Consider the following 24,912-nt stretch of genomic DNA (forward strand, 5'->3'; position numbering starts at 1 on the left):
TAAGTTTCACAGTATTTTTCGAAGCAGGTAGAAGAGGAGGCGTCTGATGTTAATTGGTCAAAAAATTAAAGAGATTCGGATAGAAAAAGGAATTAGTCGTTCAGATTTTTGTGGAGATGAGCAAGAACTGACAGTGCGTCAACTGTCGAGAATTGAAAGTGGAGCTTCGCAACCGAGTTTGCCCAAGTTAGACTATATTGCTCGCCGATTAGGAGTTCCAGCTTATAGCCTTATGCCAGATTTTTCAGCTCTTCCTTCTGCTTATTTAGAATTGAAATACCAGATTTTACGTGAACCAATCTATGGGAAAGAAGAGGAGTATGATAAGAAAGAAGCGTGTTTGGAAGAGATAGAGAACTTGTTTTATGAGCAACTTCCTAGTGAGGAAAAAGTATGGTTTGAAGCTACTAGAGCAACGATAGATGTTATTCGAAGCGGACGACCAGAATACGGGGAAACCGTACTGGACGATTATTTTAAAACAATTTATGATAAGGAATTGTTTTTGATAAATGAATTAGAAGTTATCAACTTATATTTTGCTATAGTGCTTACAAAGATAAAACAAGGTCAAAATCAGATTGAAGAAATTAACAGAATTCATTCGTTTTTAGTTCGTTTGACAAATCATGTAGAATTAATTGCACCAGAATATCTGTTTGCTTTAAGTAACACTTTGTTTTCGGGTCTAGCCTGTTTGGATAATTTATCGACTTATGATTCACTAGAAACCTATATCTTTAGCCTTAATCACATAATGGAAAAAACACAAGATTTTCAGAAGAAACCAATTATATTAATGTTGGAGTGGAAATTATCCCTAATAATAAAAAATGATTATGTTTCTGCCGAACAGTTCTATCAGAAATCGAAGCTATTTGCTGATATAATAGAAAATTCTTATTTAGTTACTATGTTAGAAAAACAATGGCAAGAAGATTTAAAAAAATATTTATAAATATCGTGAAGCAATGACAAAAATGTCCTTGTTCTTGTATCAAAACAGTTCTAAAGTTCGTCTTTAGGGCTGTTTTTTTATATATAAGCTAAAAATGTCACGAAATGGTTATATTTTAGGGACATTGATGTCCTTTGAGTTTATTTAAGAATAATTTATAATTAATTAAAACGTGAAAGGAAATTACAATATGAACTTTTTTAGTTTATTTTATTTAGTGACTTGGTGGTTTAAATAAAATTTAGTTATGTCTACTTAGTTTCAAAATAGACTCTTTAGGGCAAAGTGTCAGTTTATTAGGATAGTTATGATAAAAATGTATATTTCGAGGAGAAAATAAAATGAAAAATAAGATTTTAACAAAAACAGCAATTGTTTTAAGTTGCTTTTTAACATTAAGTACTGTTGCTCTCCCATCTGCAACTGCTTTTGCTTCTACATACTCAGTTTCGGATAAAGCAACTCAAGTTTCAAAACGTTCTACGGCAACTAATGGTGAAGGAAAACATATCTACGTAGATAACGGACGTATATTAGAATTTGATAAAGATACTGTTTCGCAAGAGGATATCCAAGCTGCTAAAATGGACAGAGGAAAGTGGTCTTTTTCAGTTACAGCTATTCGAAAAGGTTATAGTAAACTCCCTTCGAATGTTAAAAGATGGATAAATCAATATATAGGATTGAATTCTATATTGAGTACACTAGAACACTTTACTGGTTGGATTGAAGATGGAATCTACCAGGCTTGTAAGCGTGCAGGTATGCCAGATTGGATGGCTTGGACAGTAGCTAAAGCTTTGACCTTGATAGCACTATAGTTTATGAAAAAATTAAAAAAATACCTTCCATTCTTTTTCTGTCTACTATACCTAATACACGGAATACTTGATTTATCAACTTTAAATATTTTAGGTGCAATCTTTAAAATTATAATTAGTACTTTGGGTATAATAGTTACATATCCGTTTTATAAAGAAGGAAACGAATAATTTAAAGAAATAATTCTGTAATCAGTCTTACTTAGTTATTCTCATAGTAGTAGGAATAATCCGTGTTTACCATCTGCGAGTAATAAATAATAATCCTTAAAAAAGTCTCTGACAACTAGTGATTGATTTTTCTCGGATTAGTTTCACACAATTGTTTATACGAATGATTGGAGATTATGTTAAATTTACTTTGTGGTATTTTGAAATCAGAGTACATCAAATAGGCACCTTTTTATGTGTCCTTCGTTTTACAATAGGGTAAGAATATTTATAAACATAGTGAAGCAATGACAATAATGTCCTTGTTCTGGTCTTGAAATAGTTCTAAAGTTCGTCTTTAGAACTGTTTTTTTATATATAAGTAAAAAATAAAATGAAATAGTTAGATTCTAAGGACATTGACGTCCTTGATAGTTCTTGAAAAAACGGATATAATATATTTGAAGATGTTGCTAGTAGAAAGAATTTAATAAGCTTCTTAACATCGCAGTGACTGTGGTCACCTTCTCACTAAGTGACCAAGTAACTTTTTGGAGGAAATGATGAAACGTTTATTTATTTTGATTTCAATGGTATTGGTATCGCTTTATATGGTGATAACTTCCGTTGACCATCGAGAAGAGATTTTATTTGGTAACTATCCCTCTGTTGATGTGACAGGAATGGTGATAAATCAACCAGTAGCTAGTCGCGAAGAGGTGACAGAGGCTTTGAGTCACTTGGCGGTAGAGCATAATAGTCTTATCGCCCGTCGAATTGTTGAGCCAAATGAAGCTGGAGAAACACGCTTTACCTATGCCACTTACGGTCAGGGAGAGCTTCCAGAAGGTCTGACCATTTCCTCCAAGGAGAGTGCAGAAACGAGTGATTTATTAGGGTCTTACTTGATTGTGTCAGGAAGTTTGGATGGAGTGAGCTTACAGACCACCTTGAAAGAACTTGGCTATCAAGGCTTTGTTTCGAATGGAGAAGATCCATTTTCGATAGTCTTACTATTGGCGGCCACCCCTATGGGGCTACTGAGTCTAGCTATTTTTCTGCTGACCTTTATGAGTCTGACCCTGATTTATCGGATCAAGTCCCTTCGTCAGGCAGGGATTCGTTTAATCGCTGGTGAGAGCTTGTTTGGGGTGGCTCTCAGACCAGTGTTAGAAGATATGAGACAGCTTATCTGCTCAGTGCTGGTATCCAGTCTTTTGGGATTGGGGATTCTCTGGTATCAAGGTGCCTTGTTTATGGCAACGGTGCAACTGGTCATCATTGGTCTTCTACTTTATGGATTGACCTTGGCAGGGATTTCTACCTTATTAAGTGTCGTGTATCTACTTGGTTTACAGGAAAATAGTCTGGTGGATCTATTGAAAGGGAAACTCCCTCTCAAACGTATGATGACATTGATGATGGTGGGGCAACTCTTGGCTGTGCTGGTGGTCGGCTCGAGTGCGACTGCTCTCCTACCCCACTACCGTGAAATGCAGGAGATGGAGAGAGCTAGCGATAAATGGAGCCAGTCCTCAGACCGTTACCGTCTATCCTTTGGTTGGTCTAGTGCATTTGCCGATGAAGAAGGAATGCGTAAGGATAATCGTGAGTGGCAGACATTTACTGAAGAACGGTTAGCCAATACAGACTCTTTTTATATTATGAGCAATGTTGACAAATTCTCAGATGGAGCAGAAGTGGATCTAGATGGCAATCGTCTCAATGACTACACACCGTCAGGGAATGTCATCTATGTCTCACCGCGCTATCTGGTAGAAGAAAAGATTACCATTTCTTCAGAGTTTATGGACAAGATGCAAAACTTGTCTGAGGGAGAGTTTGGGCTGATCTTGCCTGAGAGCTTGCGAGAGCAGTCTGCCTACTATCAAGGATTATTTACAGATTACCTGCAAAACTTTTCATCTGAAAGTGTAGAGGCGACGAGTCAGAAACACTACCTCCCACAGGTAACGCTAGCTTTTACAGAAACAGGACAGGAACGCTTCCTCTATAACGATGGGTACAAGACGACACACCAGTACCTAAAAGATCCGATTATTGTAGTTTTAACGCCGCAAGCGACTGGAACAAGACCTGTTGCAGGAATGTTATGGGGAACTACGGCTAATAGTGCCTTAAAACTAGATCGATATGGAGATAGTATCACAGCTCTAAAAGAGCAAGGTCTGTATCACAAAGTCTCTTACTTGGTAAAAAGCCAGCTATTTTTTGCCAAGGTACTAAATGACAAACGGATGGAGTTCTACTCTCTCCTTATTGGGACGATTTTGACCCTGTCTACGGCTATCTTGTTATTTGATTCCATGAATCTTCTCTATTTTGAGCAGTTTAGACGGGAGATCATGATTAAACGTCTTTCTGGTATGACAATCTATGAGCTTCATGGCAAGTACTTACTGGCGCAAGGAGGAGTTCTCTTGCTTGGCCTAGTCCTATCTAGTGTTTTGACAGGAGATAGCTTGATTAGCGCTTTAGTTGTAGCTTTATTTACTCTTAACGCCCTCTTGATTTTAGTAAGGCAGGATAAAAAAGAAGAAGCTGGTAGCATGGCAGTATTGAAAGGAAAATAAGATGATTGATATTCAAGGATTGGAAAAGAAGTTTAATGACCGCGCGATTTTCTCTGGTTTAAACCTCAAGCTGGAGAAGGGCAAGGTTTATGCCTTAATCGGGAAGAGTGGAAGCGGAAAGACGACTTTGCTTAATATCTTAGGAAAGCTAGAAAAGATAGATGGTGGAAGGGTTCTCTATCAGGGGAAAGATTTAAAAACCATTCCCACTCGTGAGTATTTTCGAGACCAGATGGGCTATCTCTTTCAAAATTTTGGCCTTTTAGAAAACCAATCAATCAAAGAGAATTTGGATTTGGGCTTTGTTGGTCAGAAAATCTCAAAAGTAGAACGTTTGGAAAGGCAAGTGGGGGCTTTAGAAAAAGTTAATCTAGGGTATTTGGATTTAGAACAAAAAATTTATACTTTATCTGGGGGAGAGGCCCAACGAGTTGCCCTTGCGAAGACTATTTTGAAAAATCCACCCTTGATTTTAGCGGATGAACCAACAGCAGCTCTTGATCCTGAAAATTCAGAGGAGGTTATGAATCTCTTGGTGGGCTTGAAAGATGAAAATCGAATGATCATCATTGCGACCCATAATCCCCTAGTCTGGAATAAGGCCGATGAAATCATTGATATGAGGGAGCTTGCTCATGTGTGAAAAAATCCGTATTCGCAGGGTATCTGATTATCCTAGTGTCAGAGGTGGTTTAGAAGATATTCTCATCATGGAAAACATGACCAATCATCTTCTTTTAGTTCAAATCCGAGTGAATGGCTATTTGCTTGATTTTGCTAGTATTGAAGGGCAAAGGCAAAAGCATTATCGTTTGAAAAATTTACCTCAAACGGTTGAACTGACAGTGGACGATGTGGAGGAGGATGTAGATTTGACCCTACCTGAAAATCGAAGTTATCAAGAAGCTGATTTTTTCGAACGGATGTTTCGAGAGAACCGCTAAGGCCACTTTTAAAGATTTCCAAGACTATCTTTCTTCATGAGGAAAGATAGTTTTTTGGTATGATTTTCACCTCCAAAATACAAGGGGAATGTGTTACAATAGAAGTAACAGATAATAGAAAAGAGAATAGATGAGAATTGCAGATTATAGCGTGACCAAGGCAGTGCTAGAGCGTCACGGTTTTACCTTTAAAAAGTCCTTCGGGCAAAATTTCTTGACGGATACTAATATCCTTCAAAAGATCGTGGATACGGCTGAAATTGATGACCAGGTCAATGTCATTGAGATTGGTCCAGGGATTGGTGCTTTGACGGAGTTTTTGGCTGAGCGTGCAGCAGAGGTTATGGCCTTTGAGATTGACCACCGTTTGGTACCGATTTTGGCAGATACCCTGCGTGATTTTGACAATGTGACCGTAGTCAACGAGGATATTCTCAAGGTTGACTTGGCGCAACATATCCAGAATTTTAAAAATCCTGCCCTACCAATCAAGGTAGTGGCTAATCTACCCTACTACATCACGACGCCTATTCTCATGCACTTGATTGAAAGTGGCATTCCTTTTAGTGAATTTGTCGTCATGATGCAAAAGGAAGTGGCGGATCGCATCTCCGCCCAGCCAAATACCAAGGCTTATGGTAGCTTGTCGATTGCGGTGCAGTATTACATGACTGCCAAGGTTGCCTTTATCGTGCCTCGTACGGTCTTTGTGCCAGCGCCAAATGTGGATTCAGCCATCTTGAAAATGGTCCGCCGTCCAGAGCCAGCTGTAGCAGTGGAAGACGAGAACTTTTTCTTTAAGGTTTCCAAGGCTAGTTTTACCCATCGCCGCAAGACCTTGTGGAATAACTTGACAGGTTACTTTGGCAAGACTGAAGAGGTCAAGGACAAGCTGACCAAAGCTTTAGATCAGGCAGGCTTGTCACCAAGTGTGCGTGGGGAAGCTCTCAGCTTGGCAGAATTTGCCAGCCTAGCAGATGCACTTAAAGGGCAAGGACTCTAAGATGCAGGGACAAATCATTAAAGCCTTGGCTGGGTTCTACTATGTGGAGAGTGAGGGCAAGGTTTATCAGACACGGGCGCGTGGAAATTTCCGTAAAAAAGGTCACACACCCTACGTTGGGGATTGGGTAGATTTCTCTGCGGAGGAAAATTCAGAGGGCTATATTCTCAAGATTCACGAACGGAAAAATAGTCTGGTCCGTCCGCCCATTGTCAATATCGACCAAGCTGTAGTAATCATGTCTGTCAAAGAACCTGATTTTAATAGCAATTTGCTGGATCGGTTCTTGGTTCTTTTGGAGCACAAGGGCATTCATCCTATCGTTTATATTTCTAAAATGGACTTGCTGGAAGATAGAGGTCAACTGGATTTTTATGAACAGACTTATGGTGACATCGGCTATGACTTTGTGACCAGTAAGGAGGAACTTTTGCCCTTGTTAACAGGCAAGGTTACAGTCTTTATGGGGCAGACAGGTGTTGGAAAATCAACCCTCCTCAATAAAATCGCACCAGACCTCAATCTTGAAACAGGAGAAATCTCAGACAGTCTGGGTCGCGGTCGTCATACTACTCGAGCTGTTAGTTTTTACAACCTCAATGGAGGTAAAATCGCAGATACACCGGGTTTTTCATCATTGGATTATGAAGCATCAACGGCGGAAGACCTCAATCAGTCCTTCCCAGAGATTGCTACTGTTAGCCGAGACTGTAAATTCCGCACTTGTACCCATACCCATGAGCCATCCTGTGCAGTTAAGCCAGCTGTTGAAGAGGGCGCCATTGCCACCTTCCGTTTTGATAACTACCTGCAATTCCTCAGCGAAATTGAAAATCGCAGAGAAACCTATAAAAAAGTCAGCAAAAAAATTCCAAAATAAGGAGAAACCTATGTCTCAATACAAGATTGCTCCGTCAATTCTGGCAGCAGATTATGCCAACTTTGAACGTGAAATTAAACGCCTAGAAGCAACTGGGGCAGAGTATGCCCATATCGATATTATGGATGGTCATTTTGTACCGCAAATCAGTTTTGGTGCGGGTGTGGTCGAATCTCTTCGTCATCATAGTAAGATGGTTTTCGACTGCCACTTGATGGTGTCAAATCCTGAGCATCATTTAGAGGACTTTGCGCGTGCAGGTGCGGATATTATCAGTATCCATGTGGAAGCAACGCCTCATATTCATGGTGCCCTCCAAAAGATTCGTTCACTCGGTGTCAAGCCTTCAGTCGTTATCAATCCTGGTACGCCTGTTGAGGCCATTAAGCACGTGCTTCACCTAGTTGACCAAGTCCTAGTCATGACAGTTAACCCTGGATTTGGTGGTCAAGCCTTTCTGCCAGAAACCATGGATAAGGTTCGTGAGTTGGTTGCACTTCGTAAGGAAAAAGGTTTGAACTTTGAAATCGAAGTGGATGGTGGGATTGATGACCAAACTATTGCTCAGGCTAAAGCAGCTGGTGCGACCGTTTTTGTAGCAGGTTCTTATGTCTTTAAGGGAGAAGTCAATGAGCGAGTACAAACTCTCAGAAAACAACTGGACTAAGGTTGCAGTTTTTGCAGGCGGAGACCGCGGCCATTATCGGACAGATTTTGATTGTTTTGTTGGTGTAGATCGAGGCTCGCTCTGGGTCTTGGAAGAAAATCTTCCTCTTGCTCTAGCGGTTGGAGATTTTGATTCTGTCACTGCAGAAGAGCGTCAGTTGATTCAAAAACGTGCCCAGTATTTTGTCCAAGCCCGACCAGAAAAAGATGATACCGATTTGGAATTGTCTCTCTTGACCATCTTTGAACAAAATCCTCAGGCTGAGGTTACTATTTTCGGTGCTTTGGGTGGTCGTATTGACCATATGCTGGCTAACGTCTTTCTACCTAGTAATCCCAAGTTGGCACCCTATATGCGCCAGATAGAGATTGAAGATGGACAAAATTTGATTGCCTATTGTCCAGAAGGGGCCAGTCAGCTACAGCCTCGTTCAGACTACGACTATATTGCCTTTATGCCGGTTCGGGATAGCCAGCTGACTATTCTCGGAGCTAAGTATGAGTTGACAGAGGAGAATTTTTTCTTTAAAAAAGTGTACGCTTCTAACGAATATATAGATAAGGAAGTGTCGGTGACTTGCCCAGATGGCTATGTGGTTGTGCTGCATAGTAAGGACAGGAGGTAGGATGGAAAGTTTACTTGTTCTATTATTAATTGCCAACCTAGCTGATCTCTTTCTGATTTGGCAAAGGCAGGATAAGCAGGAAAAACATCTCAATAAGAGCTTGGAGGATCAGGCAGATCACTTGTCAGACCAGTTGGATTACCGTTTTGAACAAGCCAGACAAGCTAGTCAGTTAGATCAAAAAGATTTGGAAGTGGCTGTCAGTGACCGTTTGCAAGAAGTGCGAATTGAATTGCACCAAGGTCTGACTCAGGTTCGTCAAGAAATGACAGATAATCTCTTGCAAACCAGAGACAAGACCGACCAACGGCTTCAAGCCCTGCAGGAATCAAATGAGCAACGCTTGGAACAAATGCGTCAGACGGTCGAGGAAAAGTTAGAGAAGACCTTACAGACACGCTTGCAGGCTTCCTTCGAGACAGTTTCCAAGCAACTAGAGTCGGTAAATCGAGGCCTAGGAGAAATGCAGACAGTTGCCCGCGATGTTGGCGCCCTCAACAAGGTTCTCTCTGGAACTAAAACGCGAGGGATTCTGGGAGAATTGCAACTGGGGCAAATCATCGAAGACATCATGACACCTGCCCAGTATGAACGAGAATACGCAACGGTTGAAAACTCCAGTGAACGAGTGGAGTATGCCATCAAGTTACCTGGCCAAGGCGACCAAGAATATGTCTACCTACCGATTGACTCCAAGTTTCCACTGTCAGATTATTACCGCCTAGAAGAAGCTTATGAAGCAGGTGATAGGGACGAGATTGAACGTTGTCGTAAATCGCTTTTAGCAAGCGTCAAGCGCTTTGCCAAGGATATCAAGAGTAAGTACATAGCACCGCCTCGGACGACCAATTTTGGAGTTTTGTTTGTTCCGACAGAAGGTCTCTACTCAGAAATCGTCCGCAATCCTGTCTTCTTTGATGATTTGAGACGGGAGGAGCAGATTATTGTCGCAGGTCCAAGTACCCTATCAGCCCTGCTTAACTCTCTATCAGTTGGTTTCAAAACTCTCAATATCCAAAAGAGTGCCGACCATATCAGCAAGACTCTTGCCAGTGTCAAGACCGAGTTTGGCAAGTTTGGTGGCATTCTGGTTAAGGCACAAAAACACCTCCAACATGCCTCTGGCAATATTGATGAATTATTAAACCGTCGCACTACAGCTATCGAGCGGACGCTCCGTCACATTGAGTTGTCAGAAGGTGAGCCTGCGCTTGATCTATTCCATTTCCAAGAAAATGAGGAAGAATATGAAGATTAGTCACATGAAAAAAGATGAGCTATTTGAAGGCTTTTACCTAATCAAATCAGCTGACCTGAGGCAAACTCGAGCTGGGAAAAACTACCTAGCCTTTACCTTCCAAGATGATAGTGGCGAGATTGAAGGGAAGCTCTGGGATGCCCAACCTCATAACGTTGAGGCCTTTACCGCAGGTAAGGTTGTCCACATGAAAGGGCGCCGAGAAGTTTATAACAATGCCCCTCAAGTCAACCAAATTACTCTCCGTCTGCCTCAACCTGGTGAACCCAATGATCCAGCTGATTTCAAGGTCAAGTCACCAGTTGATGTCAAGGAAATTCGTGACTACATGTCGCAAATGATTTTCAAAATTGAAAATCCTGTTTGGCAACGGATTGTCCGAAAGCTCTACACCAAGTACGACAAGGAATTTTACTCCTATCCAGCTGCCAAGACTAACCACCATGCCTTTGAAACGGGTTTGGCTTATCATACGGCAACCATGGTGCGTTTGGCAGATGCTATTAGCGAGGTCTATCCTCAGCTCAATAAGAGCCTGCTCTATGCGGGGATTATGCTGCATGACTTAGCTAAAGTCATTGAGTTAACAGGACCAGACCAGACTGAGTACACGGTCAGAGGCAATCTCCTTGGGCATATCGCTCTAATTGATAGTGAAATTACTAAGACAGTGATGGAACTCGGCATCGATGATACCAAGGAAGAAGTCGTTCTGCTCCGCCACGTCATCCTCAGTCACCACGGTTTACTTGAGTATGGAAGTCCAGTCCGTCCACGCATTATGGAAGCAGAGATTATCCATATGATTGACAATCTGGATGCAAGCATGATGATGATGTCAACAGCTCTGGCTTTGGTAGATAAAGGAGAGATGACCAATAAAATCTTCGCTATGGACAATCGTTCCTTCTATAAACCAGATCTAGATTAATAATTTAAGAAAAATGAGCATTTTTCAGGATAAGAATGTTCGTTTTTTTATGTGAATATGGTATAATAGATAAAATATCAAAATTAAATGAAGTGGGAAATAGAAATGAAATTAAGAAGAAGTGATCGGATGGTTGTCATTTCCAACTATTTGATTAATAATCCTTATAAACTAACTAGTCTCAATACTTTTGCTGAAAAGTATGAATCTGCTAAATCATCCATCTCAGAAGATATCGTCATTATCAAACGTGCCTTTGAGGAAATTGAAATCGGTCATATCCAGACAGTAACTGGTGCTGGTGGTGGTGTCATTTTCACACCATCAATCTCAAGCCATGATGCCAAGGAAATGGTTGAGGACTTGTGTGCCAAGTTGTCAGAAAGTGACCGTATCTTGCCAGGTGGTTATATCTACCTGTCTGATCTGCTTAGCACACCAGCTATCTTGAAAAATATTGGTCGCATTATTGCCAAGAGCTTTATGGACCAAAAAATTGATGCAGTTATGACTGTAGCGACTAAGGGTGTTCCACTTGCAAATGCAGTTGCTAATGTCCTCAATGTTCCTTTTGTTATTGTGCGCCGTGACTTGAAAATTACCGAAGGTTCAACGGTTAGCGTCAACTATGTTTCAGGTTCAAGTGGTGATCGCATTGAGAAAATGTTCCTTTCAAAACGTAGTCTCAAGGCAGGCAGCCGTGTCTTGATTGTGGATGACTTCTTGAAAGGCGGAGGAACTGTCAACGGGATGATTAGTCTCTTGCGGGAGTTCGATTCAGAACTGGCAGGTGTTGCAGTCTTTGCGGACAATGCCCAAGAAGAACGTGAAAAGCAGTTTGACTACAAGTCACTCTTGAAGGTCACCAATATTGATGTCAAGAATCAAACCATCGATGTTGAGGTTGGAAATATCTTTGACGAAGATAAATAAGAGATAGAACTAAAGGTTGGAACGATTGTCCCAGCCTTTCTTTGCAAATAGAATAGAAGGAAGTATATGAAAACACCATTTATCAATAAAGAAGACTTAGAAGCGATTGTTGCCGAGTTCCCGACTCCCTTTCACTTGTATGATGAGAAGGGAATTCGTGAGAAGGCCAGGGCCGTCAACCAAGCCTTTTCGTGGAACAAGGGCTTTAAGGAATATTTTGCAGTTAAGGCTACTCCAACTCCAGCTATTTTGAAAATTCTCCAAGAAGAAGGTTGTGGCGTGGACTGCTCTAGTTATGTAGAGCTTTTGATGAGTCATAAACTGGATTTCCCTGGTTCTGAGATTATGTTCTCTTCAAACAACACGCCAGACAAGGAATACGCCTATGCGCGTGAATTGGGTGCGACCATTAACTTGGATGCCTTTGAAGATATTGAACATCTAGAGCGTGCAGCAGGCATTCCAGAAACCATCTCATGTCGTTACAATCCTGGAGGCGTTTTTGAGCTAGGAACAGATATTATGGACAATCCTGGCGAGGCCAAGTTTGGTATGACCAAGGATCAACTCTTTGAAGCTTTTGCCATCTTGAAGGAAAAAGGAGCTAAGACCTTTGGGATTCACTCCTTCCTAGCGTCCAATACCGTGACCCATCTCTATTATCCAGAGTTGGCGCGTCAGCTTTTTGAATTGGCTGTTGAAATCAAGGAAAAGTTGGGTATTTCGCTAGACTTTATCAATCTTTCTGGCGGTATTGGTGTCAATTATCGTCCAGACCAGGAGCCAAATGATATTGCCTTGATTGGTGAGGGAGTTCGTAAGGTGTATGAAGAGGTCCTTACGCCAGCAGATCTTGGTCAAGTTAAGATTTTCACCGAATTAGGTCGCTTTATGCTAGCCCCTCACGGTGCTTTGGTCACAAGAGTTACTCATAAGAAGAAAACCTACCGTACCTATCTAGGTGTGGATGCATCAGCAGTCAACCTCATGCGTCCAGCTATGTACGGAGCTTATCATCATATTACTAACGTGACCCATCCAGATGGACCATCTGAAGTGGTAGATGTGGTTGGTTCACTCTGTGAAAACAATGATAAATTTGCAGTGAATCGTGAACTGACTCATACAGAAATCGGTGATTTGCTGGTCATTCATGATACAGGTGCTCACGGATTTTCAATGGGCTACCAGTACAATGCCAAACTTCGTTCTGCGGAAATCCTTTATACTGAAGAAGGAAAAGCCCGTCAAATCCGCCGTGCAGAGCGCCCTGAGGACTATTTTGCAACCTTGTATGGTTTTGATTTTGAAGAATAAAATGATAATTAATTGAAAATGAAATTGAAAAACAGATTGCTTTCTAAAAAATAGGCAAAAATCTTGTTTTTCCTTCAAGTCATGATATAATAAAACTATAAAACGTTTTCAAGGAAGGTAACGATATGTCTGAAGAAACAATTGATTATGGACAAGTGACAGGAATGGTGCATTCAACGGAGAGCTTTGGTTCGGTAGACGGACCTGGTATTCGCTTTATTGTCTTTTTGCAGGGCTGTCACATGCGTTGCCAGTATTGCCACAACCCAGATACTTGGGCGATGGAGTCCAATAAATCACGTGAACGGACGGTAGATGATGTCTTGACAGAGGCCTTGCGCTACCGCGGTTTCTGGGGGAATAAGGGTGGGATTACAGTCAGTGGGGGAGAAGCCCTCTTGCAGATTGATTTCCTGATTGCCCTCTTTACCAAGGCTAAGGAACAAGGAATCCACTGTACTTTGGACACCTGTGCCCTTCCATTCCGTAATAAACCACGTTACCTTGAGAAGTTTGACAAACTCATGGCTGTCACTGACTTGGTCCTCTTGGATATTAAGGAAATCAACGAAGAACAGCACAAGATCGTTACTAGCCAAACCAATAAAAATATCTTGGCCTGTGCCCAGTATCTATCAGATATTGGGAAACCTGTCTGGATTCGTCACGTGCTAGTTCCAGGATTGACAGACAGAGACGATGACTTGATTGAACTTGGGAAGTTCGTCAAGACTCTCAAAAATGTGGATAAGTTTGAAATTCTACCTTATCACACCATGGGTGAGTTCAAGTGGCGTGAATTGGGAATCCCTTATTCGCTCGAAGGGGTTAAACCCCCAACAGCAGACCGCGTCAAGAACGCTAAAAAACTCATGGATACCGAAAGTTATCAAGACTATATGAAACGTGTACATGGATAAAAAAGAAGCCTGATGGAAACATCGGGCTTTTAAGTTTGCATAAATATACATAATTAAATAAAACAAAATTTTATACTCTTCGAAAATCTCTTCAAACCGCGTCAACGTCGTCTTGCCGTATGTATGGTTATTGACTTCGTCAGTTTCATCCACAACCTCAAACCCATGTTTTGAGCTGACTTCGTCAGTTCTATCTGCAACCTCAAAGCAGTGCTTTGAGCAACCTACGGCTAGCTTCCTAGTTTGCTCTTTGATTTTCATTGAGTATTAAATCTTTTTTACTCTCTAAATTCTGAAAAAAATCCGAAAAAGAATGTGTAAGATATAGTTACTTTTAGAAATATTAAATAGAATAGGAGAACATCATGGAACAAAGTATTACCATTAAAAATTTATGTAAGTCGTATGGCCAAACTCAAATTTTAAAAGATATTTCTTTTGAAGCAAAAGCAGGTAGAGTGACTGCTTTCCTGGGTCCAAATGGAGCTGGTAAAAGTTCAACCTTACGTATTTTATTAGGATTAGACAAAGCAACATCTGGACTTACCAAAATTGGAGATCAAACTTATAAGGAATTAAAATTTCCTCTAAAGACTGTAGGAGCTTCATTTGACAGTGTCGGTGCTCCTGATGATCGGACTGTTTATCAACATTTGAAAATTGTTGCTGCTAGTAATGGGATATCCAGTCAGCGAATTGAGCAAGTCTTGGATATGGTGGATATTAGTCATAAGAAAAAATCTAAAATTGGGAAATTATCATTAGGAGAAGGACAACGATTAGGAATTGCAACAGCTCTATTAGGAAATCCTCAATATCTGATATTGGATGAACCGACTAATGGGTTGGATCCAAGAGGAATTCGGTGGTTTAGAGAGTTTATAAAAAAACAAGCTCAAGAAGGAAAGACAGTCTTGCTATCATCTCATATATTATCGGAAGTGGAAGCAGTAACAGATGATGTAGTTATCATAAATAAAGGAAAAGTTCTTATAAAAGGGACTTTACAAGAAGTGATGAAAAATCTTTCTTCACTAGAAGAAGTCTTCTTTAGTTTGACAGAAGGAGGAAAGTGACATGGCACTTATTTACTCTCTTCATTCTGAAATATTGAAATTATTTTATAAGAGAGCTACTCATATTGTACTATTCTTGATACTCGTATTTCAAACATTTTTAGCAAATATTGGTGCTTCTCAAATTGTTTCAGTTGGTATCCATGCTACACCAGAGACAAATCCAGAATTAGCAGAAGCTATACCTCCGATTGAATTTTTAGGTTTTGATGTCACTTTATTTGGTGTTTTTATTATGATTATCCTAGGCTCAATTTACGGAGCCGAGGAGTATAAATGCTCTGCTATTCGTACAAGCCTCCTCTCTATTACAAATCGAAGTACTTTCCTAGTTTCAAAAACATTAGTTTGGCTTGTATTTTCTTTTTTCATTTCCTTTCTATCAATATTCCTGACGATTAACATGACACATTATGTTTTAGGACAAGATGGCTTATTACTTTTTTCACTAAATGGGACAGTTTGGTTCTATATATTTTTAGCCAGTATAGCTTGGACTTTGTTGGGACTGCTAGCCTATATTATGGCTTTGACATTTAAAACAGCCATTGTTCCTCTATTATTTTTGCTTCCTCAAGTCTACAATTTAGGAACATTTTTAGCAAACTATATATCGGTTGCCAAATTTCTTCCAGTTGCATTGGGGCAAGGATTGATTGCTACATCTCCTCAAATTTTAGAACATAATAGTTTACAAAATATTTTATTTTTACTTTATTGGAACTTCTCATTCTTGGCTTTAGCAATTTACCGCTTACTTAAGTCAGATATTGGAGGAGGTGAATAAGTTGAAAGAGCAACTTAAAAGTGAGTATCTCAAGTTTATGATGAATCCTTGGTACTGGTTGATTATAGGTGCTCTATTACTGTGTGTTCCAGCGTTAGTTATTTTTTTAAATAATAAGCCAGACCAGTTGACTCTACAGTTTGTTTTGGAACAGCTATTGCAAAGTCTCTATTTAGGACAGGCAGGTTTCGTTAGTCTAGCGGTTCTATTTATAGGTCAAGAATTTACAGGTTCTAGCCTTCGTACCAGTTTTCTTACCTGTCCAAACCGTTTGAAATTTATAATCTGTAAACTAGCTATTGTATTATGTGTGGAAATTGTATTATTGGTCGCTGTAATATCATTATGCATACTAATCGCGCAAGGATACTACAATATCAATCTTTTGAGTAATATTAAACATGTTCTAACAATTCTATTTCCAGCTTGTATTTCTATTCTAACCTTCGCTCTTTTAAGTGGTATTTTTGTATTTATTTCCCAGTCTTTTATCTTAATTTTGGGAATCAGTTTATCCCTTTTATTGGGGTTGGGACAAATGTTATTACAATTCAGTTCTTTTTTTAGAAATTTACCATTACTGGCTAGTATGAATTGTTTTTATACCTATCCATTGTCTCTTTATTATCCAGTATGGCAAGGCTTAGGAATACAAATAGTTTGGTTATTAATTGTTTTTCTATTTGCTATATTGATACTTATAGGAAAAAATGTACGCTAAAGACAGGGGATATCCTGTCTTTTTCTCAGTTAGTGCTATAATATATTCAGGAGGGTGAGTTATGGCTTATAAAATTTTGGTTGTAGATGATGATCTTGCTATTCTTCGCCTAATAAAAAAAGTACTAGAATATGAAAAATATGAAGTAGTCATACGAAATAAGATAGAAGAGATTGATCTTTGTGATTTTACAGGCTTTGACTTGATTCTATTAGATATTATGATGCCTGTTAGTGGTTTAGAGATCTGTCAGATGATTCGCGAACAGATAACTGTTCCTATCTGTTTTATAACTGCCAAGGATATGGATGAAGACTTAGTAGCTGGAATCAATGCAGGTGCTGATGATTATATTATGAAGCCCTTTAGTATGCAAGAATTGTTAGCACGTGTTAAAATGCACTTACGTCGTGAAGAACGGATTAAAGGAAATGTTCATCAAATAAAGATTGGGAAGCTTATACTATATACGGATAGTAAGGAACTATTTGTAAACGATGATAAGATTGCTCTGACAAGGAGGGAATTTGACATAGTGAATTTTTTGGCAAGCAACCCAAGTAAAATATATTCTATTGAGGAAATTTATAATTATCTATATCCACAAAGTTCAGAAGCGCTTTTACGTTCGGTTTCAGAGTATATTTATCAAATTCGTCAAAAGCTGAAACCTTATCAATTAAATCCAATTAAAACCTTATATGGTGGAGGATATCAATGGGTAGAATCAAAAGTTTTAGACAATTAATTCGAGAAACCTGTTGGAGAATTATTTGGCAGTTTAGTCTTGGCTTACTAATGGCCTATATTATTCCCTTAGCTTCAGTATCTATACAAATAAATGAAGACGGGAAACCTCTAAAAAATAGTGGTGTTCTATCAATCTTTTTTAATGTGTCATCATGGATATATATTTGTGTTTTATTGATTGTTCTAATAAGTTATCACATTGGAAAATTGTTGAAAAAACTGAGTTATGAAATGACTTTGATTTATGAAAATAGTATGTGGTTGGAGAGGGAATGTACAGAAAGTTTAACGGTTAAAGAATTTCGTGAGACAGGAAATCGGATTATTGTGATGCAAGATAGAATTCGACAATTAATAGTTGATGAGAAACAGCAGAAAGAAGATTTGATGTTTCAGGTTTCAGCAGCTTCTCATGATTTAAAAACTCCCTTAACCATTATTAGGGGAAATGTGGAATTTTTGCAGGCGATAACTGAAAACGACCAGTCTCAAGAATGCTTAGCAGATATAGAAAGAGCTAGTCAACAGTTACTAGATTATTTCAATCAATTGATTCACTATTCGAAAACCTATTATGATGATGAGACAGGTTGGACGGAGTATTCCTCTTCAGATTTTATCAATGAATTAGAGAAAGAAGTCTCTTTTTTGATAAAAAATCAGATGAAGTTTTCTTTTGAACAAAATGTGAAAGGAACTGAAAACTATTATATAAATCCATCTCTTCTGATTCGTGCCATACAAAATATTTTAACAAATGCTTTGGAGTATGCAGATAAACAGAATCCTAAAATTAAAATTAGGGTAGAGCAAGAGGCGAAAGAATTGAAAATAGGTATATGGAATAATGGCTCTGAATTTCCAGAGGAAGTTTTAACTAATTTTGGGAAGCTCTTTTATCGTATGGATAAAGCTAGATCGGTTAAAGAGCAACATTATGGTATTGGACTTAGTTTTGTATGTAGAGTTGCAAAACTACACAAAGGCCGAGTTGAGCTTAGAAATAGAGACGAGGGAGCAGAAGTTTTAATGACTGTGAATTGTATTAAATCATAGTGAGTTACTTGTTAATTTATGATTGAATCGTTTTTATATGTGAGCTTTTAAACTATTTAACTTTTCGATTAGTATAAGATGTAACGGTAGATAATAAAAACGAATGATGATATCTAGTTGATGAAAACTATTTATCATTCATTCGTTTTTTAATTATTGGATAATATACGTAGCTTTATCTTGAACGTTGTTTTCCAGCGTTGCGATTTTTGTGTTTTTTCTTGCTTGTGATAGCAGTTGGTTGTTCAGGGGTAACGTCTTTTCGTCCACTTGGTGTAGAGAAAGAACTTGCTTTTGGTGGGTTCTTTGCCAGTTCTTCACGGACTTTTTTGCGAAGTTTTGGACGAACGATATAGTTGACGATAAACTGTTGGAGAATCATCATGAAACCACCGACAACCCAGTAAAGTGTGACACTGGCTGGTGAAATGAGGGAGAAGACAACAATCGTGATTGGGCTTACGTAAGCCATTTTCTTGATTTGTTCTCTTTGCGTTTCATCTTCTACTCCGTGAAGTGAAAGGAGCGATTGAAGATAGTAAAGGACACCTGCGCAGGCAACCAAAATCATACTTGGAGAACCTAGAGGAATGCCTAGGTAGCTTGCTTGAGCAACCCCTTCAGTATGTTGGGCAGCAAAGTAAATTGCAGAGAAGAAAGGCATTTGAAGGAGGATAGGGAAACATCCTACACCACCAAACATGCTGATGCCGTGTTCTTTTTGAGCTGCAAAGAGAGCTTGTTGGGCTTCGAGTTTTTCTTCTTGAGTAGTCGCTTCCTTGAGACGAGTTTGATGTGGCTCAAGGACGTGCTTGAGGGCGTTCATCTTTTCAGAGTGAAGCGTTGCCTTCCATGATTGGTAGATACCAAGTGGCAAGATAATCAAGCGCACGATAATGGTTACGATGATGATAGCGACACCAAAGCCTAGACCTTGATCAGTAGCGAAGTACTTGATAGCTTCAGCCATAGGTGCTCCGAAAGTATTCCAAATAAATCCTGTTGGCTCTCCTGTTGCTTTATCGACGCTAACACAGCCAGTCAAGACAAGCAACATAGCCACTCCCATAGCCGAGAGTGCAAAATGTTTAATAGATTTCACTGTTTTTATTCCTTCTTAAAAAATTATACCTTTCTATTCTACTGTTTTTTTACAAAATATACAATAGTTCTAGAGACTTAATTTGCGATTTTAAAGTCAGGGTAGGGAGGAAAGTTGCTCAGTTTGACATCTAAGTAGCTGACTTTTGAAAAAGGTGTGGGTCCTTTGCGGATTTCTTGGATAAATTTCGCCATGATAGCAGATGAGTCTGCTTGGGCTAATATTTCCACTGTGCCATCGTCGTTATTCCATACCCGACCTGTGATGCCACCAATTTCAAGTGCCAAGCTGTAAACACCCCAACGAAAGCCGACCCCCTGCACCCTGCCTTGGGCAATCATTCTAACCTTTTGCATACCAATCCCCTTTGATTGTGTTATAATATTTCTATGACTATTATAACCTCAAAAGCCAATTCTGTGGTAAAAAATGCCAAGAAATTACACCAAAAAAAATACCGCAAGTCAGCCTATTTGATTGAAGGCTGGCACTTGTTTGAAGAAGCTGTTCAAGCTGGGGTGACGATTGAGAAGATCTTTGCCCTAGAAAATTACCGAGATCAGTTAGCCTCGTTTCCGCAAACTGTCTGGGTGTCAGAGGATATTCTGCTAGATTTAGCGGATTCTCAGACTCCACAGGGAATTGTTGCGGTGGTTCAAAAAGAAGAAGTAGGAGAAGCTGACTTTAGTCAGGGTAAATTCTTGTTTTTGGAAGATGTGCAAGATCCTGGTAATGTGGGAACCATCATTCGGACTGCAGATGCAGCAGGTTTTACTGGAGTGATTGTTTCAGATAAGTCGGCAGACATCTACAGTCTCAAGACCTTACGTTCCATGCAAGGCAGTCATTTTCATCTGCCCATTTACCGGATGTCGAGCCAAGCGCTTCTCGAGAAAGCTAAAAAGGCAGGTATCTCAGTGCTGGCAACAACCCTATCTAAAGATTCTGTTGATTACAGAGAACTGCCTCCTATAGAAAATTTTGTACTAGTCATGGGAAATGAGGGTCAAGGAATTAGTTCCCTCATGGCTGAAAGTGCAGATCAGTTGGTTCACATTAGTATGAAGGGGCAGGCGGAGAGTCTGAATGTTGCAGTTGCAGCAGGTATTTTGATTTTCCATTTAAGCTAATTTTAACTTTCTTTGTTATAATCAAGGAAAGATGTTCATAGAAAAGGAGAAAAGATGAATCACACTATTATTCACGACCGCGCAGGTCTCAATCAATTTTACGCTAAGGTTTATGCCTTTGTTGGTCTGGGAATCGGACTATCTGCTTTGGTATCAGGCCTTATGTTGACGGTCTTTCAGTCTCAGCTAGTTTACTTTTTGATGCAGGGGCGTCTCTGGTTGACCATTGCAACCTTTGCGGAACTAGCCCTAGTCTTTGTTGCCAGTAGCATGGCTTCAAAGAATAGCCCAGCGGCTCTTCCAGTATTTTTACTTTACTCAGTATTAAACGGCTTTACCCTCAGTTTTGTGGTGGCCTTCTATACTCCAGGTACCGTTTTATCTGCCTTTGTATCAAGTGCCCTTCTCTTTTTTGTCATGGCGGCAGTCGGTATGTTCACTAAGAAGGATTTGAGTGGGATTGGTCGAGCGATGATGGCAGCGCTTATCGGTTTGCTGATTGCCATGGTAGTTAATATTTTCTTGGCTAGTGGTTTCTTTGATTATATGATTAGCGTAGCCATGGTCTTGGTCTTCTCTGGGCTGATTGCTTGGGACAACCAAAGGATTCGCCTTGCCTATGAACAATCACAAGGTCGTGTAGCGACAGGTTGGGTTGTGTCAATGGCTCTCAGTATCTATCTTGATTTTATCAATCTCTTCCTAAGTATTTTACGTATCTTCGGTCGTAATGACTAAAGGTCTATGAAATCAGTGTTTTGAATGACACTGATTTTTTTTAAAATTTCTCTTTTCTTTTCTTGGAAATAGGTGTATAATGCTTTTAATTAAATTTTTGAGGAGTAGTTTATGAAGAAAAGTTTTATCCACCAACAAGAAGAAATTTCCTTTGTCAAAAACACTTTTACCCAGTATTTGAAAGACAAGCTAGAAGTCGTCGAAGTTCAAGGCCCTATCTTGAGTAGAGTCGGTGACGGGATGCAGGACAACTTATCAGGTGTTGAGAATGCCGTATCGGTCAAGGTTCTCCAAATCCCTGATGCTACTTATGAAGTGGTGCATTCACTTGCTAAATGGAAACGCCATACCTTGGCTCGTTTTGGTTTCGGTGAGGGTGAAGGTCTTTTCGTCCACATGAAGGCCCTTCGTCCAGATGAAGATTCGCTGGATGCAACCCACTCTGTCTTTGTGGATCAGTGGGACTGGGAGAAAGTTATCCCAAATGGTAAGCGTAACATCGCTTATCTAAAAGAAACAGTTGAGAAGATTTATAAGGCCATTCGTTTGACAGAACTAGCTGTTGAAGCTCGCTATGACATCGAGTCTGTCTTGCCAAAACAAATCACCTTTATCCACACAGAAGAGTTGGTAGAACGCTACCCAGACTTGACACCGAAAGAACGTGAAAATGCTATCTGTAAAGAATTTGGAGCAGTTTTCTTGATCGGTATTGGTGGTGAATTACCAGACGGTAAACCGCACGATGGACGTGCACCAGACTATGATGACTGGACAAGCGAGTCTGAGAATGGCTACAAGGGTCTGAATGGCGATATTCTTGTCTGGAATGAATCTCTGGGTGGAGCCTTTGAGTTGTCTTCTATGGGAATCCGTGTAGATGAAGAAACGCTTCGCCGTCAGGTTGCCATCACAGGTGATGAAGACCGCTTGGAATTGGAATGGCACAAGGCTTTATTGAATGGCCTGTTCCCATTGACAATCGGTGGAGGAATTGGACAATCTCGTATGGCTATGTTCCTACTTCGCAAGAAACACATCGGAGAGGTGCAAACAAGTGTTTGGCCTCAAGAAGTTCGCGATACTTACGAAAATATTTTGTAGAGAATCGAACCGCAAGGTTCGGTTTTCTTTCTCTTTTCGCCCATAATTTGGTATAATAAACGGTATGAAAATCGTATCAGGAATCTATGGGGGACGTCCCCTCAAGACACTAGAAGGAAAGACGACAAGACCTACTTCGGATAAGGTTAGGGGAGCCATTTTTAACATGATTGGTCCCTACTTTGAAGGGGGACGAGTCTTGGACCTGTATGCAGGTAGTGGTGGTTTATCTATCGAGGCAGTATCGCGTGGCATGTCCAGCGCTGTTTTGGTGGAGCGAGACCGTAAGGCTCAGACAATCGTGGCTGAAAATATTCAGATGACCAAGGAAGTTGGAAAATTTCAACTCCTCAAGATGGATGCAGAAAGAGCATTGGAACAGGTATCTGGGGAATTTGACCTCATTTTCTTAGACCCTCCTTATGCCAAGGAACAAATCGTAGCAGATATTGAAAAAATGGCTGAGAGAGCGCTTTTTTCTGAAGATGTCATGGTCGTGTGTGAGACGGATAAAGCCGTTGAACTTCCAGAAGAAATTGCCTGCCTTGGTATCTGGAAGGAAAAAATTTATGGAATTAGTAAGGTGACAGTCTATGTCAGATAAGATTGGATTATTCACAGGCTCATTTGATCCGATGACAAATGGGCATCTGAATATCATTGAACGGGCGAGCAGACTCTTTGATAAGCTCTATGTCGGTATTTTTTTTAATCCCCACAAACAAGGATTTCTTCCTATCGAAAATCGTAAACGGGGGTTAGAAAAGGCTTTGGAACATTTGGGGAATGTTAAAGTCGTGTCTTCTCATGATAAATTGGTGGTTGATGTTGCAAAAAGACTGGGGGCTACTTACCTAGTGCGAGGCTTGAGAAATGCTTCGGATTTGCAATATGAAGCCAGTTTTGATTACTACAACCATCAGCTGTCTCCTGATATAGAGACCATTTATTTACATAGCCGACCTGAACATCTCTATATCAGTTCATCAGGTGTTAGGGAGTTGTTGAAGTTCGGTCAGGATATTGCCTGCTATGTTCCTGAGAGTATTTTGGAGGAAATAAGAAATGAAAAAAAGATTAGATGGCCCTTGTACGTCATTGCGGCCTTGATTGTGACTTTTTTGGCGTTTGTAGTGCCCTTGCCCTACTATATAGAAGTTCCAGGTGGTTCGGAAGATATTCGTCAAGTCCTTAAAGTAAATGACACAGAAGATAAGGAAGCTGGGGCCTATCAATTCGTTACGGTTGGTGTCCAGCATGCCACTTTAGCTCATATGATTTATGCATGGTTGACGCCTTTTACAGATATTCGTAGTGCCCAGGAGACCACAGGTGGTTCTTCCGATGTTGAATTTATGCGGATCAATCAATTCTACATGCAAACATCGCAAAATATGGCCAAGTATCAAGGGCTAAAAACAGCTGGTAAGGATATTGAACTTAAATACCTTGGGGTTTATGTTTTGACTGTGACGGATAATTCGACCTTTAAAGGGATTCTCAACATCTCTGATACGGTCACAGCAGTCAATGATCGGACCTTTGATAGTTCCAAAGACTTGATTGATTACGTCAATTCTCAAAAACTAGGGGGCTCCGTCAAGGTAACTTATGAAGAGGATGGGCAAACCAAGTCTGCAGAAGGTAAGATTATCACCTTGGAAAATGGCAAAAATGGAATTGGAATCGGCTTGATTGACCGTACAGAAGTGACCAGTGATGTCCCAATTCGCTTTTCAACAGCTGGTATCGGCGGTCCAAGTGCAGGTCTCATGTTTAGTCTGGCCATCTATACCCAAATAGCTGACCCAGGTCTTCGTAATGGTCGTATCGTTGCCGGTACAGGGACCATTGACCGTGATGGTAATGTGGGAGACATTGGAGGTATTGATAAGAAAGTTGTAGCTTCGGCTAGAGAAGGTGCCGCGATTTTCTTTGCCCCTGATAACCCTGTTAGTGAAGAAGAACAAAAAGAACATCCAGATGCGAAAAACAACTACCAAACAGCTCTGGAAGCTGCTAAAACAATCAAGACAGATATGAAAATTGTGCCTGTTAAAACCCTACAAGATGCAATTGATTACTTGAAAAACAATCCCTAGTTTTTGAGTGAAGTTTCCAAACTAGCGCACAAACAGAGAAGATGGTATAATAGTCAAATGGTTCAATTATTATTCACTCTAAGCAGTCATATGCTCTTTATTTATGTGAGTTTTTACCTTTTAAAGGATCTTGTTAGATGGGAAAAGGTTTTAAAAGTGACAGCTGAGAATACAGGAAAAGTTCGTTTACTAGTAGCCTTTTTTAGCATTTTCATGGGCTATATCTTGAGTTCTTTCTTTATCAGCCTGTATCAGTTGTGGCAAGAAGCACTTAGAGGACTATTATAATTTGCGTGTTTAAGAAATTACTTTCAAGATATTATTAAACTTATAGGGAGAAATAGA

General features: G+C 40.0%; 27 protein-coding genes. 25 read left to right on the plus strand and 2 right to left on the minus strand.

Going from position 1 to position 24,912, the window contains the following annotated elements; translation table 11 throughout:
- Positions 1-46: 46 nt before the first annotated feature.
- From HMPREF0851_RS11540 to HMPREF0851_RS11635, 19 genes are all read left to right on the plus strand, one after another.
- Complete coding sequence (locus HMPREF0851_RS11540) at positions 47-958, plus strand: helix-turn-helix domain-containing protein (RefSeq protein ID WP_000904868.1); 912 nt, start codon at positions 47-49, stop codon at positions 956-958.
- Between the two features lie 341 nt (positions 959-1,299).
- A complete protein-coding gene (locus HMPREF0851_RS11545) occupies positions 1,300-1,779 on the plus strand; it encodes a hypothetical protein (protein WP_000790985.1) in 480 nt (159 codons plus the stop codon).
- A 713-nt stretch (positions 1,780-2,492) separates the two neighbouring features.
- Complete coding sequence (locus HMPREF0851_RS11550) at positions 2,493-4,523, plus strand: bacteriocin-associated integral membrane family protein (protein WP_000825285.1); 2,031 nt, start codon at positions 2,493-2,495, stop codon at positions 4,521-4,523.
- 1 nt (position 4,524) lies between these two features.
- Positions 4,525-5,166 (plus strand): ABC transporter ATP-binding protein, encoded by a 642-nt coding sequence (locus HMPREF0851_RS11555; protein WP_000565534.1) that lies wholly within the window; start codon positions 4,525-4,527, stop codon positions 5,164-5,166.
- The gene (locus tag HMPREF0851_RS11560) at positions 5,159-5,467 is read left to right on the plus strand and encodes a hypothetical protein (protein ID WP_000333271.1); all 309 of its coding nucleotides are present in this window, start codon (positions 5,159-5,161) and stop codon (positions 5,465-5,467) included. Before HMPREF0851_RS11555 ends, HMPREF0851_RS11560 begins: the two co-directional genes overlap by 8 nt.
- A 130-nt stretch (positions 5,468-5,597) precedes the next feature.
- Entirely contained in the window at positions 5,598-6,470 is an 873-nt protein-coding gene (gene rsmA, locus HMPREF0851_RS11565) for a 16S rRNA (adenine(1518)-N(6)/adenine(1519)-N(6))-dimethyltransferase RsmA (protein ID WP_001216834.1), read from the plus strand.
- Between the two features lies 1 nt (position 6,471).
- Positions 6,472-7,350 (plus strand): ribosome small subunit-dependent GTPase A, encoded by an 879-nt coding sequence (gene rsgA, locus HMPREF0851_RS11570; protein ID WP_001162003.1) that lies wholly within the window; start codon positions 6,472-6,474, stop codon positions 7,348-7,350.
- Between the two features lie 10 nt (positions 7,351-7,360).
- Positions 7,361-8,017: a ribulose-phosphate 3-epimerase gene (rpe, locus tag HMPREF0851_RS11575; RefSeq protein WP_000085006.1), complete on the plus strand. Its 657-nt coding sequence runs from the start codon at positions 7,361-7,363 to the stop codon at positions 8,015-8,017.
- Positions 7,980-8,642: a thiamine diphosphokinase gene (locus HMPREF0851_RS11580; RefSeq protein ID WP_000006116.1), complete on the plus strand. Its 663-nt coding sequence runs from the start codon at positions 7,980-7,982 to the stop codon at positions 8,640-8,642. Before rpe ends, HMPREF0851_RS11580 begins: the two co-directional genes overlap by 38 nt.
- Before the next feature lies 1 nt (position 8,643).
- Complete coding sequence (gene rmuC / locus HMPREF0851_RS11585) at positions 8,644-9,900, plus strand: DNA recombination protein RmuC (RefSeq protein ID WP_000444768.1); 1,257 nt, start codon at positions 8,644-8,646, stop codon at positions 9,898-9,900.
- Positions 9,890-10,831 carry a 3'-5' exoribonuclease YhaM family protein gene (locus HMPREF0851_RS11590; RefSeq protein WP_000703191.1) on the plus strand — a complete coding sequence of 314 codons (942 nt, stop codon included), beginning with the start codon at positions 9,890-9,892 and terminating at the stop codon, positions 10,829-10,831. Before rmuC ends, HMPREF0851_RS11590 begins: the two co-directional genes overlap by 11 nt.
- A 105-nt stretch (positions 10,832-10,936) precedes the next feature.
- On the plus strand, positions 10,937-11,764 hold the full coding sequence (gene purR, locus HMPREF0851_RS11595) for a pur operon repressor (RefSeq protein ID WP_025169881.1): 828 nt from the start codon (positions 10,937-10,939) through the stop codon (positions 11,762-11,764).
- A 66-nt stretch (positions 11,765-11,830) separates the two neighbouring features.
- Positions 11,831-13,081, plus strand: a complete 1,251-nt coding sequence (locus tag HMPREF0851_RS11600; protein WP_000856501.1) for a diaminopimelate decarboxylase — start codon at positions 11,831-11,833, stop codon at positions 13,079-13,081.
- A 125-nt stretch (positions 13,082-13,206) separates the two neighbouring features.
- Entirely contained in the window at positions 13,207-14,001 is a 795-nt protein-coding gene (gene pflA / locus HMPREF0851_RS11605; RefSeq protein ID WP_001288288.1) for a pyruvate formate-lyase-activating protein, read from the plus strand.
- A gap of 365 nt (positions 14,002-14,366) precedes the next feature.
- Positions 14,367-15,077 (plus strand): ABC transporter ATP-binding protein, encoded by a 711-nt coding sequence (locus HMPREF0851_RS11615; protein ID WP_000438101.1) that lies wholly within the window; start codon positions 14,367-14,369, stop codon positions 15,075-15,077.
- Position 15,078: 1 nt separating this feature from the next.
- Positions 15,079-15,864 (plus strand): ABC transporter permease, encoded by a 786-nt coding sequence (locus HMPREF0851_RS11620; RefSeq protein ID WP_001185219.1) that lies wholly within the window; start codon positions 15,079-15,081, stop codon positions 15,862-15,864.
- Position 15,865: 1 nt separating this feature from the next.
- Entirely contained in the window at positions 15,866-16,585 is a 720-nt protein-coding gene (locus HMPREF0851_RS11625; RefSeq protein WP_000663012.1) for an ABC transporter permease, read from the plus strand.
- 61 nt (positions 16,586-16,646) lie between these two features.
- A complete protein-coding gene (locus HMPREF0851_RS11630) occupies positions 16,647-17,333 on the plus strand; it encodes a response regulator transcription factor (protein ID WP_000323580.1) in 687 nt (228 codons plus the stop codon).
- A complete protein-coding gene (locus HMPREF0851_RS11635; protein ID WP_000532633.1) occupies positions 17,303-18,391 on the plus strand; it encodes a sensor histidine kinase in 1,089 nt (362 codons plus the stop codon). Before HMPREF0851_RS11630 ends, HMPREF0851_RS11635 begins: the two co-directional genes overlap by 31 nt.
- A gap of 175 nt (positions 18,392-18,566) precedes the next feature.
- Here HMPREF0851_RS11635 and yidC read toward each other — a convergent pair whose 3' ends face one another.
- A complete protein-coding gene (yidC, locus tag HMPREF0851_RS11640) occupies positions 18,567-19,493 on the minus strand; it encodes a membrane protein insertase YidC (protein WP_000835820.1) in 927 nt (308 codons plus the stop codon).
- A 77-nt stretch (positions 19,494-19,570) separates the two neighbouring features.
- Complete coding sequence (locus tag HMPREF0851_RS11645; RefSeq protein WP_001174612.1) at positions 19,571-19,849, minus strand: acylphosphatase; 279 nt, start codon at positions 19,847-19,849, stop codon at positions 19,571-19,573.
- 33 nt (positions 19,850-19,882) lie between these two features.
- Between HMPREF0851_RS11645 and HMPREF0851_RS11650 the strand changes: the two genes are divergently transcribed.
- The 6 genes from HMPREF0851_RS11650 (at position 19,883) to HMPREF0851_RS11675 (ending at position 24,855) form a co-directional block, all read left to right on the plus strand.
- Positions 19,883-20,623, plus strand: coding sequence for a TrmH family RNA methyltransferase (locus tag HMPREF0851_RS11650; RefSeq protein ID WP_025169882.1), 741 nt, complete (start codon positions 19,883-19,885; stop codon positions 20,621-20,623).
- 54 nt (positions 20,624-20,677) lie between these two features.
- Positions 20,678-21,361: a Bax inhibitor-1/YccA family protein gene (locus tag HMPREF0851_RS11655; protein WP_001016908.1), complete on the plus strand. Its 684-nt coding sequence runs from the start codon at positions 20,678-20,680 to the stop codon at positions 21,359-21,361.
- 111 nt (positions 21,362-21,472) lie between these two features.
- A complete protein-coding gene (asnA, locus tag HMPREF0851_RS11660; protein WP_000748001.1) occupies positions 21,473-22,465 on the plus strand; it encodes an aspartate--ammonia ligase in 993 nt (330 codons plus the stop codon).
- Between the two features lie 64 nt (positions 22,466-22,529).
- Positions 22,530-23,069: a 16S rRNA (guanine(966)-N(2))-methyltransferase RsmD gene (rsmD, locus tag HMPREF0851_RS11665; RefSeq protein WP_000706958.1), complete on the plus strand. Its 540-nt coding sequence runs from the start codon at positions 22,530-22,532 to the stop codon at positions 23,067-23,069.
- Positions 23,059-24,567 (plus strand): SepM family pheromone-processing serine protease, encoded by a 1,509-nt coding sequence (locus HMPREF0851_RS0104190; protein ID WP_001280773.1) that lies wholly within the window; start codon positions 23,059-23,061, stop codon positions 24,565-24,567. The genes rsmD and HMPREF0851_RS0104190 overlap by 11 nt, the downstream gene beginning before the upstream one ends.
- A gap of 57 nt (positions 24,568-24,624) precedes the next feature.
- The gene (locus tag HMPREF0851_RS11675; protein WP_000250387.1) at positions 24,625-24,855 is read left to right on the plus strand and encodes a DUF1146 family protein; all 231 of its coding nucleotides are present in this window, start codon (positions 24,625-24,627) and stop codon (positions 24,853-24,855) included.
- Positions 24,856-24,912: the final 57 nt, after the last annotated feature.

The sequence above is a fragment of the Streptococcus sp. M334 genome (genome assembly GCF_000187745.1).
GTDB lineage: Bacteria > Bacillota > Bacilli > Lactobacillales > Streptococcaceae > Streptococcus.

Excerpts from the sequence above, each read along its gene's own strand:
- HMPREF0851_RS11540 (WP_000904868.1), top strand. The coding sequence starts at position 47 with ATGTTAATTGGTCAAAAAATTAAAGAGATTCGGATAGAAAAAGGAATT.
- HMPREF0851_RS11545 (WP_000790985.1), top strand. The coding sequence starts at position 1,300 with ATGAAAAATAAGATTTTAACAAAAACAGCAATTGTTTTAAGTTGCTTT.
- HMPREF0851_RS11550 (WP_000825285.1), top strand. The coding sequence starts at position 2,493 with ATGAAACGTTTATTTATTTTGATTTCAATGGTATTGGTATCGCTTTAT.
- HMPREF0851_RS11555 (WP_000565534.1), top strand. The coding sequence starts at position 4,525 with ATGATTGATATTCAAGGATTGGAAAAGAAGTTTAATGACCGCGCGATT.
- HMPREF0851_RS11560 (WP_000333271.1), top strand. The coding sequence starts at position 5,159 with ATGTGTGAAAAAATCCGTATTCGCAGGGTATCTGATTATCCTAGTGTC.
- rsmA (WP_001216834.1), top strand. The coding sequence starts at position 5,598 with ATGAGAATTGCAGATTATAGCGTGACCAAGGCAGTGCTAGAGCGTCAC.
- rsgA (WP_001162003.1), top strand. The coding sequence starts at position 6,472 with ATGCAGGGACAAATCATTAAAGCCTTGGCTGGGTTCTACTATGTGGAG.
- rpe (WP_000085006.1), top strand. The coding sequence starts at position 7,361 with ATGTCTCAATACAAGATTGCTCCGTCAATTCTGGCAGCAGATTATGCC.
- HMPREF0851_RS11580 (WP_000006116.1), top strand. The coding sequence starts at position 7,980 with ATGAGCGAGTACAAACTCTCAGAAAACAACTGGACTAAGGTTGCAGTT.
- rmuC (WP_000444768.1), top strand. The coding sequence starts at position 8,644 with ATGGAAAGTTTACTTGTTCTATTATTAATTGCCAACCTAGCTGATCTC.
- HMPREF0851_RS11590 (WP_000703191.1), top strand. The coding sequence starts at position 9,890 with ATGAAGATTAGTCACATGAAAAAAGATGAGCTATTTGAAGGCTTTTAC.
- purR (WP_025169881.1), top strand. The coding sequence starts at position 10,937 with ATGAAATTAAGAAGAAGTGATCGGATGGTTGTCATTTCCAACTATTTG.
- HMPREF0851_RS11600 (WP_000856501.1), top strand. The coding sequence starts at position 11,831 with ATGAAAACACCATTTATCAATAAAGAAGACTTAGAAGCGATTGTTGCC.
- pflA (WP_001288288.1), top strand. The coding sequence starts at position 13,207 with ATGTCTGAAGAAACAATTGATTATGGACAAGTGACAGGAATGGTGCAT.
- HMPREF0851_RS11615 (WP_000438101.1), top strand. The coding sequence starts at position 14,367 with ATGGAACAAAGTATTACCATTAAAAATTTATGTAAGTCGTATGGCCAA.
- HMPREF0851_RS11620 (WP_001185219.1), top strand. The coding sequence starts at position 15,079 with ATGGCACTTATTTACTCTCTTCATTCTGAAATATTGAAATTATTTTAT.
- HMPREF0851_RS11630 (WP_000323580.1), top strand. The coding sequence starts at position 16,647 with ATGGCTTATAAAATTTTGGTTGTAGATGATGATCTTGCTATTCTTCGC.
- HMPREF0851_RS11635 (WP_000532633.1), top strand. The coding sequence starts at position 17,303 with ATGGGTAGAATCAAAAGTTTTAGACAATTAATTCGAGAAACCTGTTGG.
- HMPREF0851_RS11645 (WP_001174612.1), bottom strand. The coding sequence starts at position 19,849 with ATGCAAAAGGTTAGAATGATTGCCCAAGGCAGGGTGCAGGGGGTCGGC.
- HMPREF0851_RS11650 (WP_025169882.1), top strand. The coding sequence starts at position 19,883 with ATGACTATTATAACCTCAAAAGCCAATTCTGTGGTAAAAAATGCCAAG.
- HMPREF0851_RS11655 (WP_001016908.1), top strand. The coding sequence starts at position 20,678 with ATGAATCACACTATTATTCACGACCGCGCAGGTCTCAATCAATTTTAC.
- asnA (WP_000748001.1), top strand. The coding sequence starts at position 21,473 with ATGAAGAAAAGTTTTATCCACCAACAAGAAGAAATTTCCTTTGTCAAA.
- rsmD (WP_000706958.1), top strand. The coding sequence starts at position 22,530 with ATGAAAATCGTATCAGGAATCTATGGGGGACGTCCCCTCAAGACACTA.
- HMPREF0851_RS0104190 (WP_001280773.1), top strand. The coding sequence starts at position 23,059 with ATGTCAGATAAGATTGGATTATTCACAGGCTCATTTGATCCGATGACA.
- HMPREF0851_RS11675 (WP_000250387.1), top strand. The coding sequence starts at position 24,625 with ATGGTTCAATTATTATTCACTCTAAGCAGTCATATGCTCTTTATTTAT.